The following is a 13,724-nucleotide window of genomic DNA, read 5'->3' as shown; positions in this document are numbered from 1 at the left end:
CCTCAGTTGAACAGGTTATGGAAGAACAGCCGGATGCTGTCCCACAGCCGACCAAAGAAACCAGCCGCCGGCACCTCGTTCAGCGCCACGACCGGTGCACTGTGCAATACCTGGTTGCCATTACGCACTTCGACTGTGCCCAGCCTGGCACCTGCTGCAATCGGGGCCTTCAGCGCCTTGTCCAGCTCGATTGTCGCTTCCAGGTTGTCAAACTGGCCGCGCTGCAGGGTCAGGATCAGGCCATCGGCAAGCCCTACATCAACCTGCATGCTCTCGCCTCCCCATACCCGCGCCGAGGACAATACCTGACCAGGCTGGTAGAAACGCCGGGTTTCATGGAAACGAAAACCCCAGGTCAGCAGCTTCTGGGTTTCTGCGGTGCGCACGGCATCACTGCTGGCGCCCATCACTACCGAGATAAGACGCATCCCCTCACGCTCGGCGGAAGCCACCAGACAATAGCCGGCCGCTTCGGTGTGGCCGGTTTTCAGGCCATCAACGCTGGAGTCGCGCCACAGCATGCGGTTGCGGTTGGACTGGGTGATGCCGTTCCAGGTGTATTCCTTTTCCTTGTAGATCGGGTAGTAGTCGACATCATCGCGAATGATCGCCTGGGCCAGGATCGCCATGTCGCGGGCGCTGGAGTACATATTGTCATCCGGCCAGCCGGTGGCATTGGTGAAATGGCTATTGCGCAGACCGAGCCGCTCGGCGTGGCGGTTCATCATGTCGGCAAAGGCATCTTCGCTGCCGGCCACATGCTCGGCCAAAGCGATGCTGGCATCGTTGCCGGACTGGATGATAATGCCGCGCTTCAGGTCGATGAAGGGCACCCGGTCACCGACCTTGACGAACATCTTCGAGCCGCCCTTGCGCCAGGCCGTTTCACTGATCAGTACGCCATCCTGCTCATTGATGCGCCCCTCGATCAGCTCCAGGCTACCGATATAGCTGGTCATCATCTTGGTCAGGCTGGCCGGCGGCAGACGCTCGTCGGCATTATGCTCGACCAGCACGGCGCCACTGCTGGCATCCATCAGAATATAGCTGCTGGCGGCAATCTGCGGCGGCGCCGGCACCGCCGGCTGGATCATCGCCGGCGTCGGCTGCGGAACAGGTGTGGGCGTCTGCGCTACGGACAGCGAAGCCAGCATCAGGGTACAGCCCACAACAGCGGTTTTGCACAGGGATTTCAGCATGTCACTCTCTGGCTATCAAAGATCATCAGAAGACCATACGCCACGGCATACGGCCACAGGGTGTTCAGTTTCGGGTTACCAGTACCGGTGTTCCCAGGTTAGCCAGTCGCAGGGCTTCGATCAGCTGCTCTGCTTCGGCCTGGCTGTTGATCGGCCCCAGGCGGACGCGATGCAGCGTTTGCGCGTCGCCCTGTGTCGGTGACACAAACACGCTGGCCTGAACCATTGACTGCAAGCGCTGGCGCAACTGCTCGGCAGCCTGCGGCGAGGCGAAGGCGCCGGCCTGTAGATACAGGTTCTGACCAGACGACACGGCTACCGGTGCGGGTGCGGGTGCACGCGCGACCTGTCGCTGCGTCGGCGCGCCGCGATTTTCGCGCTGCCAGGCCACCGGATCAATACCCTCAACCCTGACTCTGGCTGTGCCGCTTTCGGCAAAGCCGAGTTTTTTCGCGCCGGCATAGGACAGATCGATAATCCGGTTCGAATGGAACGGGCCACGGTCGTTGACCCGCACAATAATCTGCCGACCGTTATCCAGATTGGTCACACGCACATAGCTCGGCAATGGCAGTGTCTTGTGTGCGGCTGTCATGCCGTACAAATCATAGGCTTCGCCATTGGCCGTGAGCTGGCCGTGGAACTTGGTGCCATACCAGGACGCCAGACCTGTCTCGCGATAATTGCGACCATCCTGCATCGGCACATAACGCACACCGAACACTTGATAGGGGCTGGCCTTGTAGGGACCGTTATGCGGAGTGGGCACGGCATCCGGAATTTTTGACACATCAATCTGGTGCAACGGAGGGCCATCGCGGTCAGGGCGAGTCTGCATACCGGCAGGCGGAAGACTGCCGACTCCCTGCTTCGGTGCTTTCGAAGAGCATCCACTCAGCAGCAGGCTGGCAGCCGCCAGCACCACCATCAATAGTTGCAGGGATTGCCGATTGATCACTGTCGCGCCTCTTTGAGCAGCTCCGCCAGTTGATGCACCACCATCGCGTACATCACGCTGCGGTTGTATCGGGTTATCACGTACAGGTTATCCAGTCCCAGCCAGTATTGCATCCCGTCGCCTGCATCGAACTCAAAGGCCATGACCTCCTGCGAGTCCGCCAGCTCGACCTGAGGCTGCCAGCCCAAGGCTCGCAGCTCGCCGAGGCTACGCCGGGCTTCCAGTCCGTCCGGCACGGTCACACCCTCGGCAAAGCGCTCGCCAGCCACCTCGGCAGCGACTGCCACTGTGGCGCCATGCTGCCAGTTGTGCTCGCGGAAATAATTGGCCACGCTGCCGATGGCATCGGCCGGGTTGTTCCAGATATCGACCTTGCCATCGTCGTCAAAATCCACGGCAAAGGCCTGATAACTGCTGGGAATGAACTGCGGATAGCCCATGGCGCCGGCGTAGGAGCCGGTTAACGCCAGCGGGTCCATCTGCTGCTCGCGGGTCAGCACCAGAAACGACTTGAGCTGGCGACGAAAGAACTCGGCCCTTGGCGGATAGTCAAACCCCAGGGTGGTCAGCGCATCAATCACCCGGTGACTACCCTTGATACGGCCGTAGAAAGTCTCCACACCGAGAATCGCCAGAATCACCTCAGCCTCGACACCGTACTCGGCTTCGGCACGCGCCAGGGTCTCGGTGTGCGCGTCCCAGAACGCCAGCCCCTCTCGGATGCGCTGGTCGGTAATAAAGATAGCGCGGTACTCATGCCAGGGGCGCACACGCTCAGCCGGACGCGAAATGGCATCCAGAATGGGTTGGCGACGCTCGGCATTGGCCAATAGCGAGCGCACGTACTCCTGACTGAACCCGTGCTCCTGTTGCATTTCCTGCACAAAGGGCTGCACCTCAGGGTGCTCATCCGTGTAGTTCTGTGCCAGGGCCAAGGGGCTGCACAGCAGCGCGCCCATCCACCATCCATGCCATGCGCCGGTTTTCAATCGAACTGCTCCTCGCCGCTGCCTCAGACAGTCGGACTCATCCATTTGCGGTGGGTATGCACGGACATCAGGATACCGAACCCGCACAACAGGGTTACCAGTGATGTGCCGCCATAGCTGATCAGTGGCAAGGGTACCCCGACCACCGGTAACAGGCCACTGACCATACCTATGTTGACAAAAACATATACAAAGAAGGTCAGGGTAATGCTGCCGGCCAGCAACTTTCCGAAGCTGTCCTGGGCTTGCAGGGTAATATACAGGCCGCGGGCTATTACCAGCACATAGACCATCAACAGCAGCGCAACGCCAATCAGACCAAACTCCTCGGCCAATACCGCGATAATAAAGTCGGTATGCCCCTCTGGCAGGAAGTCCAGGTGGGACTGGGTGCCATGCAGCCAGCCCTTGCCATAGACCCCGCCAGAGCCTATCGCTGCTTTCGACTGGATGATGTTCCAACCGGCACCCAGCGGATCACTCTCAGGGTTCAAAAAGGTCAGCACCCGTTGTTTCTGGTAGCCGTGCAGCACAAACATCCACATAGCCACGGCCGCCGGCACCAAAGCCACCAATGCGCCCAGAATGTAACGCCAACGCAGTCCTGCCAGCAGCAAGACGAAAATACCGGACGCAGCGATCAGCAGTGAGGTGCCCAGATCAGGCTGCTTCAGAATCAGCAGCACCGGCAGGGCGAGAATTAGCAGCGTCCCGCAAACATGTTTGAAGCTCGGCGGCATGCTGCGACTTCCCAGGTACCAGGCAACCGCCATTGGCATTACCAGCTTCATCAATTCTGACGGCTGGAAACGCATGACCCCGGGAATGGTCAGCCAGCGCTGGGCGCCCTTGGCTTCGGTGCCAACCAGCAGCACCGCCAATAACAGCAAGGTCCCGCCCAGGTAGGCCAGCGGTGTCCAGCGCTGCATGAAGCGCGGCTGGAACTGGGCAATCACCAGCATCGCGGCCAGGCCTACGGCCCAGGCCGCGGACTGCCGGTACAGCATGCCCATATCCTTGCTGCTGGCAGAATACAACACCACTCCGGCGACCACCGCCAGCAGCAACACCAGCAGCAGCAACCAGGGATCCACATGGATACGCTGCCACAGGGGCATGCGACGACGCAGCGGGTCAGTGCTGCCCGCCGTGATACGGCTCAACAGGTTCATGGCTGTATCTCCCAGTAGAGTTCCGGCTCGTCTTCTTCCGGCTCCAGCAACCAGGCATCAAACACCTCTCGCGCCACCGGCGCTGCCACCCGTCCACCGGACTCGCCATTCTCCACCATCACTGCCACGGCAATTTTCGGATCATCTGCCGGGGCAAAGCCGACAAACAAGGCATGGTCGCGGTGACGCTCCTGCAAGGCGGCCGAATCGTATTTGGCCCCCTGGGCAATCCCTACCACCTGGGCTGTACCTGTCTTGCCGGCAATCCGGTAGGCTGCGCCCTGGGCCGCAGCACGGGCCGTGCCACGCTCGCCATGCATGACATCCGCCATGGCGTCGATAATGAACTCCCAATCGGCGGGGTTCTTCAGCACAATATTCTCCGGGGTACCGCTTTCGTCCGGCTCCAGCCCGTCAGCTTCCTTGAGCAGCCGCGGTCGTTTCCAGACGCCGCGATTGGCAATCAGCGCGGTTGACTGCGCCAGTTGCAACGGCGTTGCCAGCATGTAGCCCTGTCCGATACCGGCAATAAGGGTTTCACCGGGGTACCAGGGCTGACGACGGTTGATGCGTTTCCATTCCCGCGACGGCATCAATCCAGCCGACTCCTCGAACATGTCCAGGGACACCCGGGTGCCGATACCGAAGCGGGTCATATAGTCATGCAATCGGTCGATGCCCAGCTTGTGTGCCAGATCGTAGAAGTAGGTGTCATTGGAACGCACAATAGCCAGCCGCATATCCACCCAACCGTCGCCGGTCCGGTTCCAGTTGCGGTATTTGTGACTATGGTTGGGTAACTGATAGAAACCGGGGTCGAATACCCGGCTGCTGCGGGTTACTGCGCCGCTATCCAGGCCGGCCAGTGCGACCATCTGCTTGATGGTTGAGCCCGGCGGATATAATCCGCGCAGCACCCGGTTAAACAGCGGCTGATCCAGCGAGTCACGCAATTCGGCATAGTCGGCAAAGCTGATCCCGGTGACGAACAGATTGGGATCAAAGCCTGGCTGACTGACAAAGGCCAATACGCCCCCTGTCGCCGGCTCTATGGCAACTACTGCACCCCGTCGCCCACCCAGCGCCCGCTCGGCGGCAGCCTGCAGGCGCACATCCAGGTGCAGGGTAAGATCACGTCCGGCTACCGGATCAGTGCGTTTGAGCACCCGCAGTACCCGACCCCGGGCATTGGTCTCGACCTCTTCATAGCCGACCGTACCGTGCAGCCAGTCCTCGTAGTGACGCTCCACGCCGGTCTTGCCGATGTAGTGGGTGCCCGCATAGGCCACGGTATCGATACGCCGCAGGTCCTGTTCGTTGATCCGCCCGACATAACCGACAGCGTGGGCAAAGTGCTCGGCATGCGGGTACCAGCGTACAAAACTGGCCTGCACCTCGACACCCGGCAAACGGAACTGGTTGACCGCTATTCGGGCAATCTGCTCCTCGCTCAACTCGGCCATCACCGGCACCGCCTCGAACGGCCGTCGCGGCTGTTTCAGACGCCGTTCGAAACGCTCCAGCGCCTCATCATCCAGTTCCAGTAACTGACGCAGCAACTGCAGATTGGCCTGCATGTCGGGCACCCGTTCGCGGGTAATCGTCAGACTGAAGCTCGGACGGTTCTCGGCCAGCACTTCACCGTTACGGTCGTGGATACGCCCACGTGGTGGTGGCACCGGCTGCACATGGCGGCGGTTGTTTTCTGACAGGGTCGAGTGATATTCGTGTTGCACTACCTGCAGAAAATACATGCGCGCCAGCAAACCACTGATCAACATCAACATGCAAAACGCAGCCAGCAACAGGCGTCGCTGGATAATGCGGCTGTCGTTGGTATGGTCACGAATATGCAGCGGAGCGGGCATGTATCACTTATGGTAAGGATGGCGATTAAGAATGGTCCAGGCCCGGTAGAGCTGCTCGGCCAACAGGATGCGTACCAACGGATGCGGCAAGGTCAACGGGCTGAGCGACCAGCGCTGCTCGCTGCGCGCGCAGACTTCCTCGGGCAATCCTTCAGGACCGCCCACCATCAGGTTGACGGTGCGGGCCTCAAGCCGCCAACGCTCCAGTTGCTCAGCGAGTTGCTCGGTTGACCAGGCACGACCATTGACCTCGAGGGTAACGATTCGTTCCCCCGGCTGCACCGCAGCCAGCATCTGTTCGCCCTCGCGGCGAATCAGCCGGGACACATCGGCATTCTTGCCGCGGGTATTCAACGGAATTTCCAGCAACTCCAGTGGTAGCTCCGGCGGCATGCGCCGGGCATACTCCTGATAGCCTTCCTCGACCCAGCGCGGCATGCGTGACGCCACGCTGATCAGGCGCAGTTTCACCCGACCTCAGTCCTGCGGCTGCTGCAGCTGCGCACGGCGCGACTCGGCGCTCTGCCACAGTCGCTCCAGGTCATAGAACTCACGGGTGGCCGGCTGCATGATATGTACTACCACGCTGCCCAGATCGACCAGTACCCACTCGCCACCTTCCTTGCCTTCCACGCCCAGCGGCTGCACACCGGCTTCCTTGGCCTTTTCCACCAGATTGTTGCTGAGTGCCACCACCTGACGGTTCGAGGTGCCGCTGGCAACCACCATATAGTCGGTAACACTGGTCTGCTCACGCACATCCATGACCACCAGATCCTTGGCCTTGAGTTCAGCCAGGGCATTTTCGACCAGTTGCAGCAGTTGTTGATTTTCCATGAAGATTTCCGAGTGATTCACGGCCGATAGAGGCCATGTTGATTGATATAGTCGAGTATCGCGTCCGGCAACAGATAGCGCACACTGCGCCCGCTGCCCAACAACTCGCGAATTCGCGTGGCAGATATTGCCAGCGGTGTTTGTGCCAGACAGATGATCTGGCCATGACTGGCGTCGGCTACCGCCGCTTCGGTTGTACGCGCCGCCAACAGATCCTTGAGCACCTCCGGCAGGTCCAGATCACAATCCGGGCGCTGCAACACCACCAGATTGGCCAGTTCCAGCAACTGTTCCCAGCGTGACCAACCGGGCAGTCCGCAGAAAGCATCCCAGCCCAGCACCAGAAAGATCGCTGGCTGCTGCCCCAGTTCCTCACGCAGCGAGTGCAGGGTATCCACTGTCCAGGACGGCGTCTCTCGCCGCAGCTCACGGTCGTCCACCTGCAACCCTGACGCACCCTGAATCGCCAGCCGGACCATCTGCAGGCGCTGTTCGGCGCTGCACCCAGGCTGGCCGCGATGCGGCGGACGGGCACTGGGCAGCAGCCGCAATTCGTCGAGGGCCAGCGCCTCGTGCACCTCAATGGCGCTGCGCAGGTGGCCGAAATGCACGGGATCGAAGGTGCCGCCAAGCACCCCTATGCGTTGTTTCACCGGCACATCACTGGCGCACGTGGCCGTCACCGAACACCACATATTTCTCGCTGGTCAGCCCTTCCAGACCAACCGGACCACGGGCATGAATCTTGTCCGTAGAGATGCCAATCTCGGCACCCAAGCCATACTCGAAACCATCGGCAAAGCGGGTCGAGGCATTGATCATCACCGAACTGGAATCCACCTCGGCGAGGAAGCGTCTGGCGCGCGTGTAATCCTCGCTGACCATCGCATCGGTATGCTGCGAGCTATAGCAGTTGATGTGCTCGATCGCGGCGTCCATGTCGTCCACCACACGCACCGACAGAATCGGCGCCAGATATTCGGTGTGCCAGTCCTCTTCGCTGGCTACAAGCGCCTGCGGCAGAATCGCCCGGGTCGTCTCGCAGCCACGCAGTTCGACGCCCTTCTCGGCATAGCGGCCAGCCAGTCGGGGCAGCAGTGCGGCGGCGACACTACGGTGCACCAGCAGGGTTTCCATGGCATTGCAGACGCCGTAGCGATGGGTCTTGGCGTTCACGCAGATGGCTTCGGCCTTGTCCAGGTCGGCACGATCATCCACATAGACATGGCAAATGCCGTCCAGATGCTTGATCACCGGCACCCGGGCATCCCGGCTGATACGCTCGATCAGGCCCTTGCCGCCACGCGGCACTATCACATCGACAAACTCCGGCATGGCAATCAGGCTGCCCACCGCCGCCCGGTCAGTGGTTTCCACCACCTGCACCACCTCGGCCGGCAGGCCGGCGGCGGCCAGCCCCTGCTGCAGGCAGGCGGCAATCGCCCGATTCGAGTGGATCGACTCGGAGCCACCGCGCAGAATACAGGCATTGCCTGATTTCAGGCACAGACTGGCAGCCTCGACCGTCACATTCGGACGCGACTCGTAAATGATGCCGATCACCCCGAGCGGCACGCGCATGCGCCCGACCTGGATGCCCGAGGGCATGAATTTCATGTCGCGGATGGTGCCGACCGGATCATCCAGCGCCGCCACCTGGCGCAGCCCCTCGAGCATCGTCTCGATACGTGCCGGGGTCAGTGCCAGGCGATCCAGCATCGCCTCGTCCAGGCCGTTCTCGCGACCAGCCTGCAAATCCAGGGCATTGGCCACCTGCAACTGCTCACTGGCCGCCTGCAGGGCCTCGGCCGTGGCCAGCAAGGCACGGTTCTTCTGCGCCGTACTGGCCCGGGCAATAACCCGCGAAGCGCTACGCGCCTGCTGCCCGAGCCCGATCATGTATTGGTGAATCTGCGCCTCACTCATCCGGTCATCCGCCGTTAACGCAAAAGGCGCCATTATAGCGATCCGGCCGGTCACTTGACAGCGCAGCAGCCTGCTATCATCCCGGCATGTTCAACGCAGTCTATCGGCCTTTGCCCGATCTCCCGGATAACGCATGGAAGAATTGCTGAGCGGCCCCCTGCTGGCATGGCTTGAGCAACACCGGCACTGGACAGGTGCGGTGATCTTTGCCATTGCCATGCTCGAATCCGTCGCCATTGCCGGCCTGCTGGTCCCCGGCGTAGTCCTGCTGTTTGCTGCAGCGGCACTGGCCGGCAGCCAACAGATGGGGCTGATTGAAATTCTGGCCTTTGCCTTTGCCGGCGCCGTCTGTGGAGACCTGCTGAGCTTTGCTCTGGGCCGTTGGCTGCATCAGGACATCCGACGCATCTGGCCGCTGCGTCGCTATCCGGAATGGGTCGACCGCGGCGAGGTATTTTTCCGCAGGCACGGCATGCTGAGCATTCTGATAGGGCGTTTCGTCGGCCCGGTACGGCCTGTAATACCCCTGGTTGCCGGCATGTTCGACATGCCGTTCTGGCGCTTCCTGCTGGTCAATCTATTCTCGGCCCTGCTCTGGGCACCCGTTTATATTTTGCCCGGTTATGCCACCGGCAGCGCCCTGCACTGGCCGGTACCCGAGCATTTCTGGAATGCCGCCGGCGTACTGCTGATCGAATTACTGGCTATCGGCATCGGTTGTTTCTGGTTGCTGGCCCGCCGGCAACGCTGGAGCCCCCTGGCCAGCGCCGCCCTGTTGCTGGCCAGCGCCGGCGCACTGCAGTTCACCCTGCCATTACAACAGGTACTTGACCACACACTGGCCAACTGGCTGAACGGCATGCAGCCGTGGCCAGTACCTGCCGCAATGGGCACTCTGTGGCTGCTGGCCGGTCTGCTGCCAACCCTTGGCAGGTCACCTCGCCCTGCGCTGCTGATGCTGCTGGCCGCCCTGCTGAGCAGCGCCACCCTGTGGCTTGCTGCACACGACACCTCCACCCTGCTACTCGGCAGTATTCTGGCGTGGCTGCTGGCCGCACTGGTCAATGCCACCCGCGACCTGCAGTTGCACTGGCAAGCACTGGCACTGTTCTGGCTTGTCCCTGCGGCGGCGGTCTGGGTAAAACTGCTGGCATTGCCGGCCGACTTCCCGCTAAGGGCTTTGCTACTGCCCTTGCTGCATGCCGCCGCCGGGTGTGCGCTGGCCAGCTGGTTGCTGCAACGCAGCGCCCCGCTGCCGCCCCTCAATGCCTACCGACGCCTTGGGCTGCTACTTATCCCGCTGGTGCCTCTGGCCAGTTTGCTGCTGCCACGCTGAACACTGATGAGCATGCGCCAGCATTCAGCTCGGCAATACAGCAGCCCAACGCATTGACCCGCAGCGAGACACTTGGAAACATGCTGGCCAGTACCCTGTGATGCAGGTATAAACACTGCAAAGGGCCAGGGAAGCAACTTGCGACAGGCCCACTACAACGACAACAACCGCACTGGAGAATCCCATGAGCGCAACCGTACCCGCCAGCGAGCTATCGTCCTTTATTGGCAAGGACCTCGGCCACTCCGACTGGATGACTATCGATCAGGAACGCGTCAACCAGTTTGCCGAATGCACCGGCGACCACCAGTTCATCCATATCGATGAAGAAAAAGCCAAGCTGACCCCGTTCGGCGGCACCATTGCCCATGGTTTCCTGTCGCTGTCACTGCTGCCGGTATTGTCGGCCGGCCTGCTGGTCAAGCCGCAGGGCCTGAAGATGGCAGTCAACTATGGTCTCGACAGCGTGCGCTTTATCCAGCCGGTACGTGTTGGCTCGCGAGTGCGCCTGCAAGTAACAGTGCTTGACGTGACCGAAAAGAAACCCGGCCAGTGGCTGCTCAAGGCACGCTCCACTCTGGAAATTGAAGGCAGCGACAAACCGGCCTTCATTGCTGAAAACCTCAGCCTATATTTCGTCTGATCCGTTGCATTGAATACGCGAAGACTCTGTTCCGGGGTCTTCGTGCAGACGCCGACAGGCCAGAGGCTGTACCAGCAGAATCAACAGAACGGCTTACAGCCTGACCCCGACATTCACCATCAGTGCTGCTGCGCCAAGAAATACCAGGTCAGCCCCAACCCGCTGGTAACTGACACCCACCGACGGAATGATCACCGGCGCCACGCCAAGCTGGTTCAACGGAATTTTGTCCCGGTACTCCCCCCGATAGCCCTGCAACAAACCGCCAGTCAATTTGGCATTGAACGGAGTGCCACCAAAGCCGAAACGCTTGCCAACATAAACATAGTTGGCCCGCTCGCTGAACGAATGCCGGAAGGTGGCCGCACCCCACAGGTAACTGTCATCGCGCCACCGCTCGACACTGATCAGATCCTGATTGTTGTTGTGGTCCGGCTCGGGACTGTAATGGCTGGTCCAGACACTGGTCTGCACGTACCAACCGTCTTGCGCCGGCTCCGGGCCAAACAACTGCAGGGTGGTATCACGGGCATGCTGCCAGCCGCGCTGCAAGCTGCCATCGGCAGGCGTGTCGTCGGCCAGCACAGGCGCGACCAGCGCCCCCAGTAGAAAAGCAAGTAAGGTTTTAGTCATTGATATTCCATAAATTGCGACTGGCTCACTCACCCCAGCGAGCCAGCAATTGCTGTTCAATACCCAGCTGATCGAGGATACGCGCCACCACGAAATCGACCAGATCAGCGATGCTGCGCGGCTGGTGGTAGAACCCCGGACTGGCCGGCAGTATCAGCGCACCCAGGCGGCTCAGCTTGAGCATGTTTTCCAGATGGATCTGCGAATAGGGTGATTCACGCGGCACCAGTATCAGTTGCCGGCGCTCTTTCAGCGCCACATCGGCGGCCCGTTCAATCAGATTATTGCTGGCACCACAGGCAATCGCCGACAGGGTTCCGGTGGAACAGGGACACACCACCATGGCCGACGGCGCGCCCGAGCCCGAGGCCGGCGGCGCCATCCAGTCCTGTTTGCCATAGACCCGCAGTTGACCCTCGGGCACGGCAAAATGTTCCGCGAGAAAAGCCTGCAGCGCCTGCGGCTTGGGCGGCAGTTGCCAGTCGGTTTCGGTGGCCATGACCAACTGCGCCGCCTGGGAAATCATCAGGCTGACCTCAACATCGGCACGCAGCAGGCACTCCAGCAGGCGCATGCCGTACTGCGCACCCGAGGCCCCGGTGATGGCCAGGGTAACCCGCCGACGTTCAGGCATGACGTGCCTCCAGAGCCTGCAGCAACTTGCCGTGAATACCGCCAAACCCGCCATTGCTCATGATCACCACCCGGGTCCCGGGGGTGGCACGGGCCAGCACCGCATCGATAACTGCATCAATACTGCCCTGCAATGACGCCGGCACCGGACTCTGGGCGACGGTGTCCTGCAGCGACCAGTCGAGCCCCTCCGGCTGGTACCAGACCACCTCGCTGGCATCCGCCACGCAGCCGGCCAGCGCTGCCTTGTGACTGCCAAGGCGCATGGTATTCGAGCGCGGCTCGATCACTGCCAACAGCGGAGCATCACCGATCTGTGCGCGCAAACCGGCCAGGGTGGTGGCAATCGCCGTCGGATGGTGAGCGAAATCGTCATACAGACGAATACCATTGACCTCGCCGAGCAGCTCCATGCGCCGCTTGACGCTGGCAAAGCTGCCCAGCGCAGCAATCCCCTGCGCCGGAGCAACGCCAACATGCCGGGCGGCAGCCAGTGCCACCAACGCATTGGCCACGCTGTGCGCCCCGGTCTGGGCCCACTCGACCACGCCCTGCAGTTCTCCAGCAAGCCATACCTCGAAACGTGACCCATCGGCGGACAACAGCCGCGCCTGCCAGTCGCCGCCCTCCCCGGTGGTCTGCCGCGGTGTCCAGCAGCCCATGCTGACCACCCGCTGCAGGGCGACATCGGCCTGCGGATGGATGATCAATCCGGAACCCGGCACCGTCCGCACAAGGTGATGGAACTGCCGCTCAATGGCGGCCAGATCAGGAAAGATATCCGCATGGTCAAACTCGAGATTGTTCAGGATGGCGGTGCGTGGGCGGTAATGCACAAACTTCGAACGCTTGTCGAAGAAGGCGCTGTCGTATTCGTCGGCCTCAACCACAAAGAAAGGCGTCTCGCCCAACCGTGCGGAAATCCCGAAGTTCTGCGGCACCCCGCCAATCAGAAAGCCCGGCGCCATGCCAGCCTGCTCAAGAATCCACGCCAGCAGACTGGAGGTAGTGGTCTTGCCATGGGTGCCAGCCACCGCCAGCACCCAGCGCCCCTGCAGCACATGATCAGCCAGCCACTGCGGCCCGGAGACATAGGGCAAACCCTGATCCAGCACATACTCCACCGCCGGATTGCCGCGCGACAGGGCATTGCCGATCACCACCAGATCCGGCGCCGGTTGCAGGTGAGCAGGGTCATAGCCCTCCATCAACTCGATCCCCTGCGCCTGCAGCTGGGTACTCATTGGCGGATAGACATTGGCATCCGAGCCGGTCACCCGATGCCCGAGCTCCCGCGCCAGCAACGCCAGCGAGCCCATAAAGGTGCCGCAGATACCGAGAATATGCAGATGCAACGAAAGAACTCCTGTTCACTGATTAGGGTTCAGGCGAAAACCGCCGCTCCAGCTTTCCAGCTTTCAGCAGCTTTTATAAACCCGGGATCTTAGCACGCCCGTCCGCTGCCCATGCAAAGCGTCCGGCTTTCGGCTATCATGCGCGCCATTGTTGGCCCCGACAGATTTCGGGGCC

General features: G+C 61.3%; 14 protein-coding genes. 2 read left to right on the top strand and 12 right to left on the bottom strand.

Annotated features, from left to right (window positions below):
- Positions 1-2: 2 nt before the first annotated feature.
- From BMZ23_RS05175 to BMZ23_RS05135, 9 genes are all read right to left on the bottom strand, one after another.
- On the bottom strand, positions 3-1,169 hold the full coding sequence (locus tag BMZ23_RS05175; protein WP_425431660.1) for a D-alanyl-D-alanine carboxypeptidase family protein: 1,167 nt from the start codon (positions 1,167-1,169) through the stop codon (positions 3-5).
- A gap of 94 nt (positions 1,170-1,263) precedes the next feature.
- The gene (locus BMZ23_RS05170) at positions 1,264-2,127 is read right to left on the bottom strand and encodes a septal ring lytic transglycosylase RlpA family protein (protein ID WP_093473677.1); all 864 of its coding nucleotides are present in this window, start codon (positions 2,125-2,127) and stop codon (positions 1,264-1,266) included.
- 26 nt (positions 2,128-2,153) lie between these two features.
- On the bottom strand, positions 2,154-3,116 hold the full coding sequence (gene mltB, locus BMZ23_RS05165; protein ID WP_093473595.1) for a lytic murein transglycosylase B: 963 nt from the start codon (positions 3,114-3,116) through the stop codon (positions 2,154-2,156).
- A 53-nt stretch (positions 3,117-3,169) separates the two neighbouring features.
- Entirely contained in the window at positions 3,170-4,318 is a 1,149-nt protein-coding gene (rodA, locus tag BMZ23_RS05160) for a rod shape-determining protein RodA (protein ID WP_093473593.1), read from the bottom strand.
- Positions 4,315-6,186, bottom strand: a complete 1,872-nt coding sequence (mrdA, locus tag BMZ23_RS05155; protein WP_093473590.1) for a penicillin-binding protein 2 — start codon at positions 6,184-6,186, stop codon at positions 4,315-4,317. Before mrdA ends, rodA begins: the two co-directional genes overlap by 4 nt.
- A 3-nt stretch (positions 6,187-6,189) precedes the next feature.
- Positions 6,190-6,657 carry a 23S rRNA (pseudouridine(1915)-N(3))-methyltransferase RlmH gene (gene rlmH, locus BMZ23_RS05150; RefSeq protein WP_093473588.1) on the bottom strand — a complete coding sequence of 156 codons (468 nt, stop codon included), beginning with the start codon at positions 6,655-6,657 and terminating at the stop codon, positions 6,190-6,192.
- 6 nt (positions 6,658-6,663) lie between these two features.
- Entirely contained in the window at positions 6,664-7,023 is a 360-nt protein-coding gene (gene rsfS, locus BMZ23_RS05145; protein ID WP_093473586.1) for a ribosome silencing factor, read from the bottom strand.
- Between the two features lie 17 nt (positions 7,024-7,040).
- Positions 7,041-7,676, bottom strand: coding sequence for a nicotinate-nucleotide adenylyltransferase (gene nadD / locus BMZ23_RS05140; protein ID WP_245748123.1), 636 nt, complete (start codon positions 7,674-7,676; stop codon positions 7,041-7,043).
- Positions 7,677-7,683: 7 nt separating this feature from the next.
- On the bottom strand, positions 7,684-8,949 hold the full coding sequence (locus BMZ23_RS05135) for a glutamate-5-semialdehyde dehydrogenase (RefSeq protein ID WP_093473582.1): 1,266 nt from the start codon (positions 8,947-8,949) through the stop codon (positions 7,684-7,686).
- 133 nt (positions 8,950-9,082) lie between these two features.
- On the opposite strand from BMZ23_RS05135, the gene BMZ23_RS05130 reads away from it, so the two are divergent.
- Entirely contained in the window at positions 9,083-10,285 is a 1,203-nt protein-coding gene (locus BMZ23_RS05130) for a DedA family protein (protein WP_093473580.1), read from the top strand.
- Positions 10,286-10,469: 184 nt separating this feature from the next.
- Entirely contained in the window at positions 10,470-10,928 is a 459-nt protein-coding gene (locus BMZ23_RS05125) for a MaoC family dehydratase (RefSeq protein WP_093473578.1), read from the top strand.
- Positions 10,929-11,021: 93 nt separating this feature from the next.
- On the opposite strand, the gene BMZ23_RS05120 is transcribed toward BMZ23_RS05125, so the two are convergent.
- From BMZ23_RS05120 to mpl, 3 genes are read right to left on the bottom strand one after another with little or no spacing between them, the layout of a single operon-like run.
- Positions 11,022-11,561 carry a sn-glycerol-3-phosphate transporter gene (locus tag BMZ23_RS05120; RefSeq protein ID WP_245748122.1) on the bottom strand — a complete coding sequence of 180 codons (540 nt, stop codon included), beginning with the start codon at positions 11,559-11,561 and terminating at the stop codon, positions 11,022-11,024.
- Positions 11,562-11,586: 25 nt separating this feature from the next.
- Positions 11,587-12,195 carry a flavin prenyltransferase UbiX gene (locus BMZ23_RS05115; RefSeq protein WP_093473576.1) on the bottom strand — a complete coding sequence of 203 codons (609 nt, stop codon included), beginning with the start codon at positions 12,193-12,195 and terminating at the stop codon, positions 11,587-11,589.
- Positions 12,188-13,549: a UDP-N-acetylmuramate:L-alanyl-gamma-D-glutamyl-meso-diaminopimelate ligase gene (mpl, locus tag BMZ23_RS05110; RefSeq protein ID WP_093473574.1), complete on the bottom strand. Its 1,362-nt coding sequence runs from the start codon at positions 13,547-13,549 to the stop codon at positions 12,188-12,190. Before mpl ends, BMZ23_RS05115 begins: the two co-directional genes overlap by 8 nt.
- Positions 13,550-13,724: the final 175 nt, after the last annotated feature.

Origin of the sequence: Halopseudomonas yangmingensis, assembly GCF_900114825.1 — a bacterium.
Taxonomy (GTDB): Bacteria; Pseudomonadota; Gammaproteobacteria; order Pseudomonadales; family Pseudomonadaceae; genus Halopseudomonas; species Halopseudomonas yangmingensis.
The sequence above is the reverse complement of the archived record's forward strand: the minus strand, read 5'-3'. Positions and strand labels throughout refer to the sequence as shown.

What these genes read in the sequence shown, in the direction of transcription:
- rsfS (WP_093473586.1), bottom strand. Translation starts at nt 7,023, where the DNA reads ATGGAAAATCAACAACTGCTGCAACTGGTCGAAAATGCCCTGGCTGAA.
- mrdA (WP_093473590.1), bottom strand. Translation starts at nt 6,186, where the DNA reads ATGCCCGCTCCGCTGCATATTCGTGACCATACCAACGACAGCCGCATT.
- rodA (WP_093473593.1), bottom strand. Translation starts at nt 4,318, where the DNA reads ATGAACCTGTTGAGCCGTATCACGGCGGGCAGCACTGACCCGCTGCGT.
- BMZ23_RS05120 (WP_245748122.1), bottom strand. Translation starts at nt 11,561, where the DNA reads ATGACTAAAACCTTACTTGCTTTTCTACTGGGGGCGCTGGTCGCGCCT.
- mltB (WP_093473595.1), bottom strand. Translation starts at nt 3,116, where the DNA reads ATGGGCGCGCTGCTGTGCAGCCCCTTGGCCCTGGCACAGAACTACACG.
- BMZ23_RS05115 (WP_093473576.1), bottom strand. Translation starts at nt 12,195, where the DNA reads ATGCCTGAACGTCGGCGGGTTACCCTGGCCATCACCGGGGCCTCGGGT.
- BMZ23_RS05170 (WP_093473677.1), bottom strand. Translation starts at nt 2,127, where the DNA reads ATGGTGGTGCTGGCGGCTGCCAGCCTGCTGCTGAGTGGATGCTCTTCG.
- BMZ23_RS05135 (WP_093473582.1), bottom strand. Translation starts at nt 8,949, where the DNA reads ATGAGTGAGGCGCAGATTCACCAATACATGATCGGGCTCGGGCAGCAG.
- BMZ23_RS05130 (WP_093473580.1), top strand. Translation starts at nt 9,083, where the DNA reads ATGGAAGAATTGCTGAGCGGCCCCCTGCTGGCATGGCTTGAGCAACAC.
- BMZ23_RS05125 (WP_093473578.1), top strand. Translation starts at nt 10,470, where the DNA reads ATGAGCGCAACCGTACCCGCCAGCGAGCTATCGTCCTTTATTGGCAAG.